Raw genomic sequence first — 18652 nt, 5'->3', positions numbered from 1 at the left:
AATGAGATGTAAAATATGCTAATAATCCCTGTAAAAGACGGTGAATCTATCGACAGAGCACTGAAAAAGTACAAAAGAAAATTTGATAAAACAGGCGTGGTGCGCAAGCTGAGAGCAAAGCAGCAATACACCAAACCATCAGTGGAGCTTCGCCAGCAAAGGCTGAGAGCAGCGCACAAGCAGCGTATGCAGAGCCTGGAAGAACAGGCGTAAGCCCCTTAATTTTCCATATAAATTTATCACTTTCCAGATTTTTATAAATTTGGTAAGTGATTTTTTATTGCCTAAAAATGATAGAGAAATTCCTAGATTACCTGCGTACGGAAAAGCAATATTCCGGGCATACGGTGCTAAGCTACCGAAGAGACCTGCAGGATTTTCAGGAATTTCTTCTAAAGAGCGAGGGGCACGAAAATCTGCCTGAGGCCGACCGCCGTATGGTACGGAATTTTATGGCAGCCCTCTCCGCCCGGGGCATCAGCAAGCGCAGCATCAACAGGAAGCTCTCCGCGCTGCGGGGGTATTATCTTTTCCTCTTGAAAATCAGGGAAATAGAATCTTCACCGATGGAAGGCATTTCCTCTCCGAAATTTTACCGAGAAAAACAAGTGCCGTTTTCCGCAGAAGAAATGGAGGATTTCGAGGAACTGTCTGCCGCGGAAGATTTCCCGGCGCTCGATAGGCTCGTGGTAGAGATGCTGTACCAGACAGGGATGCGCCGCACGGAACTCTGCACCCTCACGCTTGGCTCCGTAGATTTTGAAAAACCAGAAATACGCGTGCTTGGCAAAGGTAAAAAGGAACGAAACATCCCCATTTCCTCGGCGCTTGTCGAGCAAATCCACCAGTATATTGAACAAGACCGCCCTGCTGTGGATGGCGAGGAACGGCTTTTCTTAACTCCCAAGGGGAAAAAACTCAACGAGAAGGCGGTGTACCAAATTGTTACCAAGCAAATGGCAGCAGTCACTCAGAAAGCCAAGAAGAGCCCCCACATCCTGCGCCACAGTTTTGCCACCCACACGCTGCACGGCGGCGCAGAAATCTCCAAAATCCGCCAGCTGATGGGGCATACGAGCATAGCCAGCACGCAGGATTATACGCATTCGGACATAGAGCAGCTGAAGGCTGTTTTCAGCGGAGCGCACCCCCGCGCGAAGAGCAGCTCGGGAGAATAACTGTTTTGAAATCAATGAATTAAGAAACTAAAAACTATTTTTAAGAAAAAAAAGAGGTGAAATATTTGTGAGATTGCAAAAACTTCGCGTATATTTGCACTCGCAAAAAAGAGCAAAGGTCTTTAGAATTTTTGCCTCCATAGCTCAGTTGGCCAGAGCACGTGATTTGTAATCTCGGGGTCGTGGGTTCGAATCCCTCTGGAGGCTCGGTATAAAATTGGGGAGATTCCAGAGTGGCTAAATGGGACTGACTGTAACTCAGTTGCTTCGGCTTCGTAGGTTCGAATCCTGCTCTCCCCACATTTTATAGCAGTGCATACCAACGGTATATTGCTCACAATATAATCGCGGAAGTAGCTCAGTTGGTAGAGCGTCAGCCTTCCAAGCTGAATGTCGCGGGTTCGACCCCCGTCTTCCGCTCAAAATCACAACCCGGTTTTTTGGCTTGTGATTTTTTTTTAAGTTTGCGGTAATTGCGCCCCGGATAGTAGCGGATACCCCGCAGAAGAGCCGCGGAGCGGCGATGCGAGGAGTAGCAGCGGATAGCCGGAAAAGGCGCCCAAAAAAATTACTGCGGCTAAAGATTTTGCCGACTTAGCTCAGGGGTAGAGCGTTTCCTTGGTAAGGAAGAGGTCGTGGGTTCAAATCCCATAGTTGGCTCCGGGAGTTCCTTCATTTGCTGAGGGAGCTCTTTTTTTTCAGAATGTCGTAATTTCGCAAAAAGCCGAGAATGAAAATCCTTTTGCTTGAGGATGATGCTACGCTCTCCTCCGAATTAAGTAAATTTCTTGAGAACCGAGGCTACGGGGTAGTGCAGGTGTACGATGGCGAGGCATTTCTGAAGGAAATACGCAGGAATAGCTTCGGCCTATATCTGCTGGACATCAATGTGCCGAAAGTAAATGGGCTGGAGGTCTGTGCGAAAATCCGGGAAACGGATGCTGATACGCCGATCCTGATGATCTCTGCCTTCGGGGATATTTCGGATAAGAAGGAGGCCTTCGGCAGGCAGGCGGATGATTATCTGGTAAAGCCTTTCGCGTTTGAGGAGCTGATGATGAGGATAGAGGCGCTGGGTAGGAGGCAGCAGAGGGCAGAGGATGCGGCAGAAATCATCCGGGTGGAGAATCTCAGCATAGATAAGGTGCAGAAGAAGGTGTGGCGCGACGGGCAGGAGATCCCCCTGACTGTAAAGGAGTACCAGCTGCTGGTGCTGCTGGCGGAGAGCCCCGGGCAGATATTTTCCAAGCAGCAGATTTCCGAGGCGGTTTGGGATATTAATTTTAATACGAATACCAATACCATAGAGGTGTACATCAACTTCCTCCGGAAGAAAATCGACAAAGAGTTTGAGCCTAAGCTGATACACACCCGCCCGGGCTTCGGCTACTACATACAGGGGAAGCAATGAATCTGAAGCAGCGGATGTCCCTGGCGCTCAGCATCGCCTTTTCGGTGCTGCTCAGCGTGGTGATGCTGGCAATTTATCTCCTTTTCTCCAACTACCGAACGGAGGAATTCCACCTTCGACTGCAGCAGAGTACGGAAATCACGATGCGTGCCCTCTCGGCCCTTCCCATCGAGGATTCGGGGATGAAGATCCTTTCCATCGATACCGAAGACCCTCTCTTCAACGAGGAAATCTTTGTGTATAACGATAGTGGCGAACTTATTTTTGCCAACCGGCACGCCCCAGCGCCCGCGATGGATGGGCGGATACTAGAAGAGGTGCGCAGGAAAAACAGGCAGTTCTTCCGCGAGGGGCAGTGGGAGATTTTTGCGCGCAGGGAGGTGGTAGCCGGGCAGCCGCTTACCATCCTCACCAAGGCGGACGACAGCTGGGGCAGGGAAAAGCTCCGCTATCTCAGGATCATCCTGCTTTTCTCCTACCTCATCAGCCTTGCCTCCGTATGGATGCTAAGCTATTTCGTGACGAATAGGATGCTTTTGCCGCTGGATATCTTTCAGAAAAAAATTACCCAAATCTCTGCCCAGAATCTGGATGAGAAACTGCCCGTTTCCGGGAGCGGGGATGAGCTGAATACCCTCGCGGAAGTTTTTAACAAGATGCTGGCAAGGATAGACAGCGCCTACTCTTCGCAGAAGGAATTTACCTCCAGCGCCTCGCACGAGCTGAAGACGCCGCTGGCAAGGATAGCCTACCGGCTGGAAAATCTCTCCGAGCTGCCATTAGAGGCGCAGGTGGGCAGCTATGTGCAGTCGTTACGCGAGGATGTTTTTCAGCTCTCCGACACACTTGAGTCCCTGCTGCTGCTGGCAAAGACCGAGGAAAGCCAGAACCTTGAGCTCAGCCCGATCAGGATTGATGAGGTGATTTTTGATTCTTTTGAAATAATTAAAAAAAACTTCCCCGAGTTCGAGATGGATTTTTCCCTATCTTCCCAAAATGATGACGCCGATTTTTCGGTAATGGGCGCAAAGTCCCTCCTGATGATAGTGTTTAATAACCTGCTGAAGAATGCCGCCCTCTATTCTGAGGATAAAAAGGCGGAAGTGAGCGTCACGCAATCGGAAAATATCACCATTGAAATCAGCAACAGTGGCGAGCTTATTCCCCCTGGAGACGGGGAGAGAATATTTCAGGCATTCAGCCGTGGCGGGAATTCCGGCAGGAAACCCGGCTCCGGTCTTGGCCTGAGAATTTCCCGGAGGATTTTGGATTACCACAAGGCTGAAATTTCCTACCGGCAGCAGGGCGGCAGGAATGTATTCTGTATCGCCTTTCCTGGCGAACCAAAAGTTTAATTGAAATTTAAGATTTTTTAAAGCGTTAATTAATCGGGTAAATTGATTTTTGCGGCTCCAATTTCTTCTATGAGAAAAGTTTTTGCTGCAATAGTTTTATCAGTCTCAGCGGCTGCCGGCGCTCAAACCAGGCTGACGCTGCCCGAGATGGAAGCCGCATTCCGCAGGAATAATCTGCAGCTCCTCGCCGAGCAATACAATATCTCTCAGGCGGATGCAGAGGTCATCCAGGCAAAAATCTGGGACCTGCCCGAGGCGCAGCTAGAAGTTAATGCCCTTAATCCTGAAAAGCCCTCCTTCTTCAATGTAGGAAATTACAAAAGCCTGCAAATTTCGCAGCTGTTTCTGCTCGGCGGAAAGCGCAGAAAAGAGGTAGAATACTGGCGCGCCAATAAAGAACTGGCGCAGCTGCAGTACAGGCAGCTGGCGGTAGAGCTGCTCGCCAGGCTCCGGCAGTCGGCATACGAGGTATACTTCAGCCAAAAGAAGATTGAAAACATCGACCTGCAGCTGGGCTACCTCGCGGATCTGGTAAAGGCGTACAGGCAGCAGGCGGAGCGCCGGAATGTATCCCTGAAAGATGCGGTAAGGCTGAATGCCATAGTTATTAATTTAAAAGCCCAGCGCGCGGAAATCATAAGCGCCATCACCGAGGCAGAAAAGAATTTGCGCATACTTACGGGCCTGCCCGAGGAACTGCTGCCGGAATTCCCCGCTGAGGAAATCCGCTACGCACTACAGCACGAGCCGCTCCTCAGCCTGGAAGATTTGAAAATAAAAGCTGAAAAAAACAATGCGGAATACCTCTATGCCCTGAAGGACATCGAATCCGGCAGCCGCTATCTGGAGTGGCAGAAGTCCCTGAACACTGTGGATATTAGCGGATACCTGCAATACAACCAGGACGGGGGCGTCTTTAAAAATGAAGTGAATGCCGGCATCGCCATACCCCTCCCGCTGTGGAAGAAGAACAACGGAAACATCGTCGGTGCAGATGCGGCACTGCAGCAGAAACGCGCTACCGCCGAATACCGCAAGCAGGAGCTGCAAGCCGAAGTAGCGAAAGCATACCGGCAATGGCAGAGCAGCCGCGCACTTCTAAATTCCGTATCTGAGCGGGATACGCAGGATCTCGAGAAGGTATTCCTAGGTATGACGGAGAATTTCCGACGGGGGAATGTAAGCCTGATAGACTTTACCGATTTCCTCGAAAGTTTCAATGAAACGATGATGCAGCTGAGCGATATGCAGCTGCAGGTGCTGACCGATGCAGAAGAAATCAGCCGCCTGATTCAGGTTCCTTTTAATTAAAATCTTTTCAAATGAAAAACCGTTTCATCCAATCAATAATCCTCACGGCAACTGCCTCCCTTGTGCTGGGCTCCTGCCAAAAAGAGCCGCAAAACCAAGCTCCCCAGCCGGCGGAAGCTCAGAAATTCAGCCTTACCGAAACCATGCTCAGCGGGCTGACGCTCGCCACCGCGCAGGCTGCCCCGGTGGAGGAAGAGCTCAGGTTTTTTGGGAAAATTACCACAGACCAGAATCAGTACATCGATGTATATCCGCTGGTGGGCGGCAATGTGCTGAATGTTTATGTAAGCCTCGGCGATTATGTGCATAAAGGACAGGCGCTCGCCACCATCCGCTCTACGGAGCTCTCTGATGTCCAGCGGGATGTAAGCGATGCCAAGAACGAACTCGCTGTGGCGCAGAATCAGTTGAGGGTGCAAAAGGAACTGTACGACAGCCGCCTGAATACCTCCAGCGATGTAGCCGAGGCGAAGAGCCGTGTGCAGCGCGCCCAGGATGAATTGCGCCGCGCCAGCCAGATCAGCCAGATTTACAACATTAAAAACGGGAATATCTACACCGTCACCGCGCCAATCTCCGGATATGTGGTTTATAAAAACATCAACAAGGATATGCAGCTCCGCAGCGACCGCAGCGATAATATTTTCGATATCGCCAATACGAAAAATGTCTGGGCGCTGGTGAATGTGAATGAGAGCGACATCAGCAAAATATCGACAGGGATGAGGGTGCAGGTATCCACCATTGCCAACCCCGGGAAAAGCTACCCCGGGACGATAGACCGGATTATAAAAGTCATCAACCCGGAAACCAATGCCATGCAGGCGAGGGTAAATCTGGAAAACACCACCGGCGAACTGATACCGGAGAGTAAAGCGACCATCACCGTGAGAAACGCCACCGCAAGCTCCGCTATCGCCATACCTGCGGCAGCATTGATTTTTGATGACAATAAAAACTTCGTGGTGGTGTACCGCTCCGAGAAGGATGTGGAGGTAAGGGAGGTACAGGTCCTTAGCCAGACGGAAGATACCGCCTACATCTCGGAGGGGCTAGCCAGGGGAGAAAGGGTGGCTACGGGCAATCAGCTGATGATCTACCAGGCACTTTCATATTAACCTTATAAAAAGATGAACAAATTAATAAAAAATATCATCGCCTTTTCGCTGAAGAACAAGGGCTTTACATTTTTTTGGGTCGCAATACTGACGGTAGCAGGCATCATCAGCTTCCGGCAGATGCCGATAGATGCGTTTCCGGATGTTACCAATACCCAAATAACCATCATCACCCAGTGGAACGGCCGCAGCGCCGAGGAGGTGGAGCGCTTCGTGACCACCCCGGTGGAATTGGCGATGAGCCCGCTGCAGAAGAAAACAAACATCCGCAGCACCACGATGTTCGGCCTGTCCATCATTAAAATAATGTTTGATGATGGCGTAGAGGATGCTTTTGCAAGAAACCAGGTGAATAACCTCATCCGCACCGTGGAGCTCCCAGACGGCGCCGAGCCGGAGGTACAGCCCCCCTACGGGCCCACGGGCGAGATTTTTCGCTACACGCTGGAGAGCCCAAAGCGCGATTCGCGGGAATTGCTGACGCTTCAGAACTGGGTGGTGGATAGGGCGCTACGCGGCGTACCGGGTGTGGCAGATGTCAATGTCTTCGGCGGTCAGGAAAAAATTTACCTCATCAGCATAGACCCGAGAAAGCTGGAAACCTTCGGGCTTACCTCGGCGGCGATCCACGAGGCCGTGTCGCGCAGCAACCTGAATGTGGGCGGGGATGTGATTGAGAAAAGCGGCCAGTCTTATGTGGTGCGCGGCATCGGGCTGCTGGGCAGCATTCAGGATATCGAAAATGTAATCGTAAGGAACGACCGCGGGAACCCTATCCTGGTAAAAAACATAGCAAAGGTGGAGGAAGGCTCCCTACCCAGAGTGGGGCAGGCAGGGCTTAACGATAAAAACGATGTGGTAGCAGGCATCGTGGTGATGCGCAAAGGCGAAAACCCTGAAGAAGTACTGAAGGCGGTAAAAGAAAAAATAGAGGAGCTGAACACGAAGATCCTCCCGCCGGATGTAAAACTCAGAACATTTTACGACAGGCAGGACCTTATGGATTTCACCACGAGCACCGTGGAGCACAACCTCCTGGAAGGCATCGTGCTGGTGACGGTGGTGGTCTTCCTCTTCATGGCGGACTGGCGCACCACGCTCATAGTCGCCCTCGTGATACCGCTGTCGCTGCTGTTTGCCTTTTTCTGCCTTAATTTGGCTGGTATGAGCGCCAACCTCCTCTCCCTAGGCGCGATAGATTTCGGAATCATTATAGACGGGGCTGTGGTAATGGTGGAAGGAATCTTTGTAATGCTGGATCATAAAGCATCAAAATACGGGATGGAGCGCTTCAACAGGATGGCGAAGGGCGGCTGGATAAAAAATACTGGCGCGGGGCTTGGCAAGGCGATTTTTTTCTCAAAGCTCATCATCATCACCTCGCTATTGCCGATATTCTCCTTCCAGAAGGTGGAGGGCAAGATGTTCTCCCCGCTGGCGTATACTCTGGGCTTCGCACTGCTGGGCGCGCTGCTCTTCACGCTTACGCTAGTGCCGGTGCTGTGCCATATTTTGCTCAACAAAAATGTGCGCGAGAAGCATAATAAATTCGTACAGTTCTGGGACAGGATTGTGGAAAAGGCATTCGTTTATACCTTTAAACACAAGAAAAGCAGCCTCGCCGCGGCGCTGGCATTCCTTGTCATCACGCTGTTCTCGGCTAAATTTCTCGGGACGGAATTTTTACCGACACTGAACGAGGGCGCCCTGTGGGTGACTGCAGAGCTCCCAATGAGCACGAGCCTCAACGAATCCCTGAAAACAACCGAGAAACTTAAAAAAGAAATCCTGAGCCTGCCGGAAGTCACCGGGGTGCTTACCCAAACCGGGCGCAGCAACGACGGCACCGACCCCAACGGCTTCGGATTTATACAATTTGCCGTAAACCTGAAACCGAAAGAGAAATGGGAACGCAAAATATCCTACGACGAACTGATAGGGGAGATGGACGGCAAGCTGCGGCAGTATCAGGGGGTGACCTACAACTACTCACAGCCGATCTCGGATAATGTGGCAGAGGCGGTGGCAGGTTTTAAGGCAGAAAACGGCATCAAGATTTATGGCGATAATCTTCGCACTCTGGACCGTATTGCCAAAGAAGTTTTAGATAAAATAAAGGATATCAAAGGGATAGAGGATGCGGGCATCATTAAAAACATCGGGCAGCCGGAGGTGTCGGTAATTCTCAATCGGCAGAAGATGGCGCAGTACGGCGTGTCGCTGGACGATGCACAGGCTGTGCTGGAGGCGGCTTTCGGAGGCGTCACGGCTTCCACGCTTTACGAGGGCGAGCGGCGCTTCGATATCCGCATCCGCTACGAAAAGGATTACCGGAAGGATGAAAACGATATTGCCCAGCTGATGGTGCCCACGCAGGAGGGAGGCCTCATCCCCCTGAGGGAAATCTGCAACATCCGCCGGCAGAATGGCGCTGCCTTTATCTATCGGGATGATATTAAAAGGTACATCGGTATCAAGTTCTCCATCCGCGACCGCGACCTGGGCAGCACCATCGCAGAGGCGCAGAAAAAGGTCTCGGAAATCAAAATCCCGGAGGGGTACCGGGTGGGATGGACGGGGCAGTTCGAAAATCAGCAGCGTGCCACAAAGCGGCTGGGGCAGGTGGTTCCTATAAGTTTGCTCGGGATATTTTTCCTCCTATTCATACTTTTCGGTAATATGAAGGACGCGCTGCTGGTATTGGCGAATGTCCCCTTCTCGCTCATAGGGGGCATCATCGCGCTGCACCTTACCGGGATGAATTTCGGCATTTCTGCCGGTGTGGGGTTCATTGCCCTGTTTGGGATATGCATCCAGAACGGCGTGATTCTCCTCACGGAATTTCATAAAAATATAAAATTAGGAATGAATGTGGATACCGCCATTGCCAAAGGCATCCGCGACCGCACGCGGCCGGTGGTGATGACGGCGCTGATGGCGACCATAGGGCTGGTACCCGCTGCGCTTTCCACGGGCATAGGCTCGGAGTCGCAAAAGCCGCTTGCCATCGTGATCATCGGCGGGCTGCAGACGGCCACGGTGCTTACCCTGCTGATCTTCCCTGTGATTTTCCGGATATTCAACCACGAAGGTAGAGGCGTAAGGCCTGGCCGCAGATCAATATAAAAAAAATGTATATTTGCGGATAATCTAAATTTATTCTAATGAAAAAAATTACAGTAATGATGTTTGCTGCGGCATTGGCAGCTACGGCATGCAAGGACAACAAGACTGCAGACAGCGTTTCTACCGGTACCGAGCAGAGCGCGGCGGCGCACTCCGGCGATGCCTACACCATTGACCAGTCCGCCTCCACCATCAAGTGGCACGCGACGCACAAGGGCGGCCTCAATCCCCGCTACGGCACGGTATCCGGCACTGGCACGCTTACAGCCGATAACGGCAACCTCGTTTCCGGCGAGTATACCGCAGATATGAACACGCTGCTTACAGATCCTGCTGCAGTAAACCCAAATGAAGGAAAGAAATCTACCGACCTGGACGAGCACCTGAAAAGCGAAGATTTCTTCGATGTTGCAAGCCACCCGAATGTTGTTTTTACTATCACAAAAGTTGAGGATCTGGCTGCTGGAACCGAAGCCAGACTTGAGGGTGCCAATAAGCTCGTGAGCGGAAATCTGAGCATTAAAGGTCAGACGGTGAATGTAACCTTCCCGGCAAAAGTTGATGTGGCAGAAAATGAGTTGAGGCTGGCTTCAAAATTCATTATCAACAGGAAAGACTGGGGACTGAATTATAAAACGGAGGGCAACCCTGCCGACTGGGCTATATCGCAGGATGTGGAGCTGGATCTTAATATTTTAGCAAAAAAATAAAATTCCGCGCAATACAGAGTCGCGCACTTTAGAATGGTGCGCGATTTTTTTGCAAAAAATTTTTTTATTATGAAATTTGCTTATATTTGCAAACCGAAAACGAAACTAAAAAATAATCAATAATTTAAAATCATGGCAAAGGAAACGTTTAATCGTAACAAGCCGCACTTGAACATCGGTACCATCGGTCACGTAGACCACGGTAAAACCACTCTTACTGCGGCAATCTCCAAAGTGCTTTCTGACAAAGGTCTTGCTGAGAAGAGAGACTTCTCCGCTATCGACTCTGCTCCGGAAGAAAAAGAAAGAGGTATCACCATCAACACTTCGCACATCGAGTACGAAACTGAGAACAGACACTATGCACACGTGGACTGCCCTGGACACGCCGACTATGTGAAGAACATGGTTACTGGTGCTGCTCAGATGGATGGTGCTATCCTTGTTTGTGCTGCTACGGACGGTCCTATGCCGCAAACTCGTGAGCACATCCTGCTTTGCCGCCAGGTAAATGTACCGCGCATCGTAGTATTTATGAACAAAGTGGATATGGTGGATGATGCTGAGCTTCTTGAGCTAGTAGAGCTTGAGCTTCGCGATCTTCTTTCTACTTATGAATATGATGGTGACAATTCTCCTGTAATCCAGGGTTCTGCACTGGGCGCACTAAACGGTGAGGACAAGTGGGTGAAAACTGTAGAAGAGCTGATGGATGCCGTGGATACTTGGATTGAGCAGCCAGTTCGTGATCAGGATAAACCATTCCTGATGCCGATTGAAGATGTATTCTCCATCACTGGTCGTGGTACCGTAGCAACTGGCCGTATCGAATCCGGTGTTATCAACACTGGTGATGCTGTGGACATCGTAGGTATGGGTGATGAGAAACTTACTTCTACTGTAACTGGTGTGGAAATGTTCCGCAAAATCCTTGACAGAGGTGAAGCTGGTGATAATGTTGGTCTTCTTTTGAGAGGTATTGAAAAAACTGACATCAAGAGAGGTATGGTAATCGCCAAGCAAGGTTCCGTTACTCCGCACAAGAAATTCAAGGCAGAGGTTTATATCCTTTCCAAGGAAGAGGGTGGCCGCCACACGCCGTTCCACAACAAGTACCGTCCGCAGTTCTATGTGAGAACTACCGATGTTACAGGTGAAATCTTCCTGCCTGAAGGAACTGAGATGGTAATGCCTGGTGACAACCTTACCATTACTGTTGAGCTTCTTCAGCCAATTGCACTTAATGTAGGTCTTCGTTTCGCTATCCGCGAAGGCGGTAGAACTGTAGGTGCAGGTCAGGTTACTGAAATCCTTGACTAAGAGATTAGTTTAAATAATAAAAAGTTCCCGTGAGGAACCTTGCGGGACTTTTTTAATCTACGGGCATCGTCCAATGGCTAGGATACCGGTCTCCAAAACCGTTGATCAGGGTTCGAATCCTTGTGCCCGTGCTTTTGTAAGGCAATGAGTTTAGTAAATTACATAAAAGATTCTTTCTACGAATTCCGTCATAAGGTTGAGTGGCCGAAGTGGGCAGACTTGCAGCAGTCCGCCGTGGTGGTTACTGTAAGTACCATACTTCTTTCACTTTTCACCTTTGGAGTTGATGAACTCTTTGCCAAGGCAATCAGAAATATTTTAACATTGCTCATCAATTTGTTCAACTAATATTTTCCAATGAGTGAAGATCTGAAGTGGTATGTGCTGAAGGCAGTCAGCGGTCAGGAAAATAAAGTAAAAAACTATATCGAGAACGAAATGAAGCGTCTTGGTATGGAGGATTATGTTACCCAGGTAGTGATACCTATGGAGAAGGTAATCCAGCTGAAAAACGGAAAAAAGGTTCCGAAAGAACGCCCGTACTACCCAGGCTACTTAATGGTTGAAGCCAATCTCAGTGGCGAAATACCACATATCATCAAAAACATTCCAGGTGTAGTATCTTTTTTGTCTTTAACAAAGGGCGGAGATCCGGTACCAATGCGAAAGAGCGAGGTAAACCGTATGCTTGGAAAAATGGACGAGCTTTCCGAATTCCCTGTAGACGCAGCGATTCCTTTTGTGATTGGCGAAAGTGTAAAAGTGATAGACGGACCTTTTAACAGCTTTACCGGAACTGTAGAAAAAATTCTTGAAGATAAAAAGAAAATAGAAGTCTCGGTATCAATCTTTGGCAGAAAAACCCCGATGGAGCTGAATTTTATGCAGGTCGAGAAAATTACTTAATAAATGATAGCCGCTTATTTAGCGGTTTTTTTATTGTTTGTTTCTACTTCGAGTTCTGCATATTATTTCTTGGCGCGTGATCCAGATTTCGTGCGTTCTGCTACGGAGCATTTTGCCGCTTTCCGCCGATAAAACCTTCGCGATTTCTTCCCCGCTGAAACCTAACCTGCGGACGATTTCCCTTGATAAAAACTCATCTTTTCCCAGAAGTTTTTCGCGGTTCAGGCGGAAGTTCTCATCATCACCATCTACAAAAATTTCTGAAAAAGCCTTGGCAATTTCCCTTTGTATAAAGGCATTCGCAGAATTTAAATGTTGCAAAGATTCATTAAAACCAGAAAGGAATTTCGGGAAAACCTGCTTCAGTTTCGGCGAAACATCGTGCCGCACCCTGTTCCGCAAATAATCATCTGAAAAATTGCTTAAATCTTCACGGAAAATTACGCCGTGCGCTTCAGCATAATCGTAGATTTCATCCTTGGTAAAATTCAGTAGCGGCCGCAGGATTTTATCGGATTTCTCAGGAATTCCGCCCAGGCCTTTTATCCCAGATCCACGGGAAAGATTGATGAGAAAGGTTTCCAGCTGGTCGTCTAAATGGTGCGCTGTAAGCACGGCGGCCAGGTTTCTTTCCGATAAAAGATTGAAGAAAAAATCATAGCGCAGGTTTCTGGCCCAAATCTGAACGGAATGCCGCGGTTTGCCATCACTTGCCGAGACCTTATATATATGGTGTGCAATCCCGTTTTCTTCGGCGAAGTGCCGTACCAATGCTTCATCCTTTTCGGAATCTTCCCCACGAAGATTATAGTTGATGTGCGCAATTTCGAACCGAAGATTCAGCCTCAGGCAAAGGTCTGCCAGCACCATAGAATCCGCACCGCCACTGATTCCTAAAAGGAATTTCCTTTCGACAAAATCTTCTGCCAGGCGCAAAAATTCGGTGGAAAAAGTATCGGGCGTAAGCTTCATTGGCAATCTTCATCGGCAAAGATAATGGCTTTTAAAAAAGGAATTTGTAAATTTGACCAAACAAAATCTGAGAATATGATGAAAACCACGAAGTTTTTCGCATTGGCGATGATGCTTTTGGCGCTGGCAAGCTGCGTGAGCCAGAAGCAGTACGATGCGCTGAACGCTAACTACAAAACGGCGATTGACAACCTGGGCGAGCGCCAAAGGGAAATCCAAGACCTGAAAGGGCAGAACAGCGGACTGATGAGCGAGAACAGCCTGCTGAAAGATCAGAACAACGCGCTGAAATCTTCGCTGGATGCCTGCCTGAGCAATGCTGGGAAAGGCTCGGCGAACATTGATAAACTGATCGGGGAAATCAACGCTTCCAACAAGTACATCAAGCAACTGATTTCCACAAACGCACGGAACGACAGCCTGAACCTCGCGCTTTCAAACAAGCTGAAACGCTCGCTGGATAATGTGGCGGATAATGATGTTCAGGTAAAAGTGCTGAAAGGCGTGGTGATGATTTCGCTATCAGACAAAATGCTCTACAACACTGGTGATTACCGCATTCTTCCTGCAGCCAAGGCGGTTCTTGGAAAGGTGGCAGCGGTAATTAACGATTACGATACTTATTCCGTTCTCATCGAAGGTAATACGGACAATGTGCCGCTGAACTCCAGCAACTTGCCGCGTGACAACTGGGATCTTTCCGCACTTCGCGGAACTTCCGTGGCTAAGGTTCTGCAGAATGAATTCGGTGTAGATCCATCAAGAATTACAGCTGGCGGCCGAAGCGAATACAACCCGAAAACTACGAACGCATCAGTTTCCGGCAGGGCGGAAAACCGCAGAACGGAAATCATCATTATGCCGAAGCTTGATGAGTTTATGAAGCTGATGGACATCGCACCTACCAACCAAAAGCGTTGATTTTTCAAAAACAATCACAAGTGCCAAGGCCTTTTGCTTTGGCATTTTTGGTTTTTGGCGGAAGGTGAATATTCCTTATTTTTGGTATGATGAAACTTTCGGACAGGCCTTGTTTTAATCAGTTTATCGAAGAAGCTGGTAGCAGAATTTTGCAAAAAGTGAGCGGCTTCAGCGCTAATTCTGAAACTCAGGATTTTGGGTATCAGACGGATGCTTCGGCGGTTTATTCATCCAATATCGAAGGCAACACGGTGGATCTGAATTCCTTTATGAATTTCCGCCTCCAAAAAGAAATCCATCGGGAAGCCAAGGATTTAAAGGAAATAGATGACCTGAGCAAAGCCTATAATTTCGCGCAGAACAACCCATTAACCGAAGGAAGTTTTCTGGAAGCGCACCGCATTTTTTCCGAAGAGCTTCTCATAAAAAGTTTGCGCGGCAATTACCGCAACTCCAAAGTTGGCGTTTTTGGCAGTGAGGGTCTGGTTTATATGGCTGTGGAAGAGCATCTGGTGCCAGAAATTATGTCCGAGTTTTTTGCGGAAATTTCCGCATTGCTGAATGAGAGGCTGGATGTTGCTGAAGCCTTCTATTTCGCTTCGCTGATTCATCTCAGAATGGCGCACATTCACCCATTTCTGGATGGTAACGGAAGGGCGGCAAGGCTTATGGAGAAATGGTTTCTCGCCGAAAAGCTCGGCAAGGAATTTTGGAAGCTGCCTTCCGAAAAGTTTTACAAGGAAAACCGTGCGGATTATTACAAAAACATCAGTCTCGGTTTCGATTTTTACAGTGTGGATTATTCCAAAGCGCTGCCGTTTCTGCGGATGCTGCCGGAATCTCTGGGCTAGAAATATTTCTATAAATTTGAGCGATGAGTTATTTTGAAGAGCAGCATCCTGAAATGGACAGATATCTGGAAGCGCACGCTTCGCAGGAACCGGAGATTCTTCGCAGGCTGCGCCGCGAAACTTACCAAAAAACCACGCAGCCACATATGATTTCCGGATATCTTCAGGGCAGGTTGCTGAGCCTGATTTCCAAAATGCTCTCGCCTGAAAAGGTGCTGGAAATCGGGACTTTCACAGGCTTTGCCACGCTTTGCTTGGCGGAAGGCCTGGCAGAAAACGGGAAAATCACAACGCTGGATGTGAACGAAGATTTGGCGTATCTTCCCAAAAAATATTTTGCGGAAAGTGAGTTTGCCGAGAAAATCGATTTCAGGCTGAAAAATGCAGTTGATTTTTTAAATGAAACGGATGAAATTTTCGACCTGATTTTCGTGGATGCCGATAAGCAGAACTACCCGGAATATTACCGATTGGCAAAGGAAAAAACGAGAAGCGGCTCGGTAATTTTGTTTGACAATGTGCTTTGGTACGGCAAGGTTTTGCAGGAAAGCCCGACATCAAAGCAGACTTTAAAAATAAAGGAAGCGAACGAAATAATCACGCAAGATGTTGATTTTGAGAATGTTATACTTCCAATTCGTGATGGTGTTCATTTGCTGAGAAAAAAATAATTTATGGAAAAAGCGGTTTGCTCGGTTTCTGTGGCGCCAATCCGTGCGGAAAATTCCGACCGCGCTGAAATGGTAACCCAAATGCTTTTCGGCGAAAGCTGCAGCGTACTGGATGTTCAGAACAACTGGACGAAAATCCGGATGGATTTCGACGGCTACGAAGGCTGGCTGGATACCAAGCAAATCACGCCGATTTCCCACGAAGATTGGCAGCGCAGAAAAGTGAACTTGGTATGCGAAACCTTCACTTCCGCAGTTTTGCAAAGCGGGAAAATCCTTTTGTCGATGGGCTCTGAAGTGGATTTCCAAACCACGGTGCCACAGCGCAGCGATATATTGAGTGAAAGCATCGCCATTGCAGCACGGGAATTTCTGAATGTGCCTTATTTGTGGGGCGGAAGATCGTTTTTCGGGATAGATTGCAGCGGTTTTGTGCAGCTGGTATTTAAAATTCACGGCATCCAATTGCCGAGAGACGCCTATCAGCAGGCAGAAACAGGCACTTTGCTGGATTTTGTAGGCGAAGCAAAGCCCGGCGATTTGGCGTTTTTCGAGAACAGCGATGGCAGAATTATTCACATCGGCATAATGCTGGAGGAGCAGAAAATCATTCACGCCCACGGTAAAGTGCGGATTGATATGCTGGATTCCACGGGGATATACAACGCTGAACTGAAAAAATACACGCACAAGCTGCGCTTCCTGAAACGAATTTTATACTAAACCTCTGGGTTCACAGTGAAATGGTACAGAATCAATAAAAAGGAAAGGTCGGCAGCTTGAAAATTCTCTACAATATCTTTATTGAAATCTTGGTTCTCGGGATGAAGATCGCCGCAGCCTTCAATGAAAAAGCAAGGAAGGGCATCCTGGGCAGGAGGGAAAGCGAAGCGATCGTGCGTGAAAAAATCAGCGAAACCGACCGTGTAATTTGGATGCACGCTGCAAGTTTGGGCGAGTACGAACAGGGATTGCCGGTTTTGCAGCAGCTGAAACAAAAATTTCCCGACAGGAAAGTTCTCGTCACTTTTTTCTCGCCTTCAGGCTATGAAATTGTTGCCAAAAAAAATCACATTGCTGATGCAGTGTGCTATTTGCCTTTCGACACGAAAACTGATGTGCAAAGGTTTTGCGGAAATTTTCAGACGGAAATTTTCTTCACGGTAAAGTATGATTTCTGGTACAATCTGCTCGAAACTTTGAAAGAAAACGGCGCTAAAATTTTCGTGGTTTCTGCGCTGTTTTATGAGCGGCAAATTTTCTTCAAACCTTACGGGCAGTGGTTTGTGCGGAAACTCAATGAAACTGTGAGTTTCTTTTTTCATCAAAACAGTTCATCCTTAAAACTTTCAAAAACTGTGGGCTTAAAAAATGGCGCAGTTTCTGGCGATACGCGTTTTGACAGGGTGAAGCAGAATTTGATGCGGGATAATTCTGTGGAATTTATTGGCGAATTTAAAGGTAATTCAAAACTGGTGGTTTTCGGAAGTTCGTGGGAAGCTGAAGAGAATATTGCTGAGCTTTTAGCTGAAAATCAGCAGGTTAAAATCATTTTGGCGCCGCACGATTTGAAAAGAATTCCTGAAATCAAAAGGAAATTTCCAGCCGCAAAACTTTACTCAGAGTTTCAAAATGAAACTAATAGTTTCGATTTTCAAACCTTGATAATTGACAGCATCGGTTTGCTTTCGAAAATTTACAGCTATGCCGATATTGCGGTGGTTGGCGGTGGTTTTCATTCCAAAGGCCTGCACAATATTCTGGAAGCCGCGGTGTTTGGGGTGCCTGTAATTTTCGGAAATCATTACCGAAAAAATCCGGAGGCCGATGCCCTGATTTTAGCAAATGGCGCGAAATCTTTCCCCGATGAAAAATCAGCGGCGGAATTTATTTTTGAATTACTGAAAAATCCACAGCAGATTTCAGAAATGGGAAATGCAGCAAGGCAATTCGTTGAAAATCAACCAGATGCCACGGAAATCATCATCGGGAAAATTGAAGAAATATGCCCTAATTGAATAACTTGGAATATTTCAAAAAACCGTTGAACGCCCAATTTGCCGTGTAATACAGCGATTTCAGCGCGGAAAATTTCATATGTTCCCGATAAACCAAATACTGATCCCGCACGATTTTCGATTTCCGCCGAGAAACGCTTGCAGAATGCATCCTGTACTTTGCCATAGTTTTCGGCAGCGGCTTTCCTTCGGGTATTTTTCGCAGAAGATTCAGCCACATCACATGGTCTTCACGCTTGCTGCTTTCCGGGAAAAATTCCTTGCCAACTCTCGTAGAATCGTACATAGAGCTCAGCAGAGAAAGCCTGCAGGTTTTCAGTAAGTTGTTGAAAGTCACGGTTTTATCCGCTTTGAAATCTTCGAGAACAGGTTTCAGATTTTCATCACACCGTGCATAATTGGAGTACGCCAGCTCAGCATTTTCCCGCTTCATGAAGCCCACCATTTCTTCAAGAAAATTTGGTTCCCAAAAATCATCGGCATCCAGAAAAGTGATGAACCTTCCGGAAGCCTTTTCCAGCGCCAGATTTCTTGCGTGGCCTGCACCACCGTTCTGCGCCGATTTTATCAGGATGATTCTCTCATCATTTTCCCGACCGATAATTTCCGCAGAATTATCCTGAGAAGCATCATCTGCAATAATCCATTCCCAATCTGTAAACGATTGATTTTTAACCGATTGTATCGTTTCCTGCAAATACTTCGCAGAATTGTAGCAGGGCGTGATGATGGAAACTTCGGGCATCATTTTGCAAAAATAATGGAAATTTAAGAGCCAAGTAAA

Annotated in this window: 18 protein-coding genes and 5 tRNA genes; 21 read left to right on the top strand and 2 right to left on the bottom strand. The window is 48.1% G+C overall.

What is annotated here, in order from left to right; translation table 11 throughout:
- Positions 1-15: 15 nt before the first annotated feature.
- The 16 genes from rpsU (at position 16) to nusG (ending at position 12435) form a co-directional block, all read left to right on the top strand.
- Complete coding sequence (gene rpsU, locus IMZ16_RS04735; protein WP_073177453.1) at positions 16-213, top strand: 30S ribosomal protein S21; 198 nt, start codon at positions 16-18, stop codon at positions 211-213.
- 77 nt (positions 214-290) lie between these two features.
- The gene (locus tag IMZ16_RS04730; RefSeq protein WP_193440696.1) at positions 291-1178 is read left to right on the top strand and encodes a tyrosine-type recombinase/integrase; all 888 of its coding nucleotides are present in this window, start codon (positions 291-293) and stop codon (positions 1176-1178) included.
- 133 nt (positions 1179-1311) lie between these two features.
- A tRNA-Thr gene (locus IMZ16_RS04725) sits at positions 1312-1385 on the top strand.
- Between the two features lie 12 nt (positions 1386-1397).
- A tRNA-Tyr gene (locus IMZ16_RS04720) sits at positions 1398-1478 on the top strand.
- Between the two features lie 47 nt (positions 1479-1525).
- Positions 1526-1598: transfer RNA gene (locus IMZ16_RS04715), tRNA-Gly, on the top strand.
- 168 nt (positions 1599-1766) lie between these two features.
- A tRNA-Thr gene (locus tag IMZ16_RS04710) sits at positions 1767-1838 on the top strand.
- Positions 1839-1908: 70 nt separating this feature from the next.
- On the top strand, positions 1909-2589 hold the full coding sequence (locus IMZ16_RS04705) for a response regulator transcription factor (RefSeq protein WP_193440695.1): 681 nt from the start codon (positions 1909-1911) through the stop codon (positions 2587-2589).
- A complete protein-coding gene (locus tag IMZ16_RS04700; protein ID WP_193440694.1) occupies positions 2586-3944 on the top strand; it encodes a sensor histidine kinase in 1359 nt (452 codons plus the stop codon). The genes IMZ16_RS04705 and IMZ16_RS04700 overlap by 4 nt, the downstream gene beginning before the upstream one ends.
- Positions 3945-4013: 69 nt before the next feature.
- Positions 4014-5255 carry a TolC family protein gene (locus IMZ16_RS04695; RefSeq protein WP_193440693.1) on the top strand — a complete coding sequence of 414 codons (1242 nt, stop codon included), beginning with the start codon at positions 4014-4016 and terminating at the stop codon, positions 5253-5255.
- An 11-nt stretch (positions 5256-5266) separates the two neighbouring features.
- On the top strand, positions 5267-6373 hold the full coding sequence (locus IMZ16_RS04690) for an efflux RND transporter periplasmic adaptor subunit (RefSeq protein ID WP_193440692.1): 1107 nt from the start codon (positions 5267-5269) through the stop codon (positions 6371-6373).
- A 12-nt stretch (positions 6374-6385) separates the two neighbouring features.
- A complete protein-coding gene (locus IMZ16_RS04685) occupies positions 6386-9499 on the top strand; it encodes an efflux RND transporter permease subunit (protein WP_193440691.1) in 3114 nt (1037 codons plus the stop codon).
- Between the two features lie 38 nt (positions 9500-9537).
- Positions 9538-10209 (top strand): YceI family protein, encoded by a 672-nt coding sequence (locus tag IMZ16_RS04680; protein WP_193440690.1) that lies wholly within the window; start codon positions 9538-9540, stop codon positions 10207-10209.
- Between the two features lie 132 nt (positions 10210-10341).
- The gene (gene tuf, locus IMZ16_RS04675) at positions 10342-11529 is read left to right on the top strand and encodes an elongation factor Tu (RefSeq protein ID WP_193440689.1); all 1188 of its coding nucleotides are present in this window, start codon (positions 10342-10344) and stop codon (positions 11527-11529) included.
- Between the two features lie 59 nt (positions 11530-11588).
- Positions 11589-11660: transfer RNA gene (locus IMZ16_RS04670), tRNA-Trp, on the top strand.
- A 13-nt stretch (positions 11661-11673) separates the two neighbouring features.
- A complete protein-coding gene (gene secE / locus IMZ16_RS04665; protein ID WP_193440688.1) occupies positions 11674-11877 on the top strand; it encodes a preprotein translocase subunit SecE in 204 nt (67 codons plus the stop codon).
- A gap of 9 nt (positions 11878-11886) precedes the next feature.
- Positions 11887-12435 (top strand): transcription termination/antitermination protein NusG, encoded by a 549-nt coding sequence (gene nusG, locus IMZ16_RS04660; protein WP_193440687.1) that lies wholly within the window; start codon positions 11887-11889, stop codon positions 12433-12435.
- Positions 12436-12465: 30 nt separating this feature from the next.
- Here the strand turns inward: nusG and tilS are convergent, their stop codons facing one another.
- A complete protein-coding gene (tilS, locus tag IMZ16_RS04655; RefSeq protein ID WP_193440686.1) occupies positions 12466-13407 on the bottom strand; it encodes a tRNA lysidine(34) synthetase TilS in 942 nt (313 codons plus the stop codon).
- Between the two features lie 78 nt (positions 13408-13485).
- Between tilS and IMZ16_RS04650 the strand changes: the two genes are divergently transcribed.
- The 5 genes from IMZ16_RS04650 to IMZ16_RS04630 all read left to right on the top strand — a co-directional run bounded on the left by IMZ16_RS04650 (position 13486) and on the right by IMZ16_RS04630 (position 17868).
- Complete coding sequence (locus IMZ16_RS04650; protein WP_193440798.1) at positions 13486-14328, top strand: OmpA family protein; 843 nt, start codon at positions 13486-13488, stop codon at positions 14326-14328.
- Positions 14329-14414: 86 nt separating this feature from the next.
- On the top strand, positions 14415-15179 hold the full coding sequence (locus IMZ16_RS04645; RefSeq protein WP_227411567.1) for a Fic family protein: 765 nt from the start codon (positions 14415-14417) through the stop codon (positions 15177-15179).
- 23 nt (positions 15180-15202) lie between these two features.
- On the top strand, positions 15203-15850 hold the full coding sequence (locus tag IMZ16_RS04640) for an O-methyltransferase (protein ID WP_193440685.1): 648 nt from the start codon (positions 15203-15205) through the stop codon (positions 15848-15850).
- Positions 15851-15853: 3 nt separating this feature from the next.
- Positions 15854-16573 (top strand): C40 family peptidase, encoded by a 720-nt coding sequence (locus IMZ16_RS04635; protein WP_193440684.1) that lies wholly within the window; start codon positions 15854-15856, stop codon positions 16571-16573.
- A gap of 56 nt (positions 16574-16629) precedes the next feature.
- Entirely contained in the window at positions 16630-17868 is a 1239-nt protein-coding gene (locus IMZ16_RS04630; RefSeq protein WP_193440683.1) for a 3-deoxy-D-manno-octulosonic acid transferase, read from the top strand.
- Here IMZ16_RS04630 and IMZ16_RS04625 read toward each other — a convergent pair.
- The gene (locus IMZ16_RS04625; protein ID WP_193440796.1) at positions 17861-18613 is read right to left on the bottom strand and encodes a glycosyltransferase family 2 protein; all 753 of its coding nucleotides are present in this window, start codon (positions 18611-18613) and stop codon (positions 17861-17863) included. The genes IMZ16_RS04630 and IMZ16_RS04625 overlap by 8 nt on opposite strands.
- Positions 18614-18652 lie beyond the last annotated feature (39 nt).

The sequence above is a fragment of the Cruoricaptor ignavus genome (assembly GCF_014961145.1).
Lineage (GTDB): Bacteria > Bacteroidota > Bacteroidia > Flavobacteriales > Weeksellaceae > Cruoricaptor > Cruoricaptor ignavus.
The sequence above is the reverse complement of the archived record's forward strand: the minus strand, read 5'-3'. Positions and strand labels throughout refer to the sequence as shown.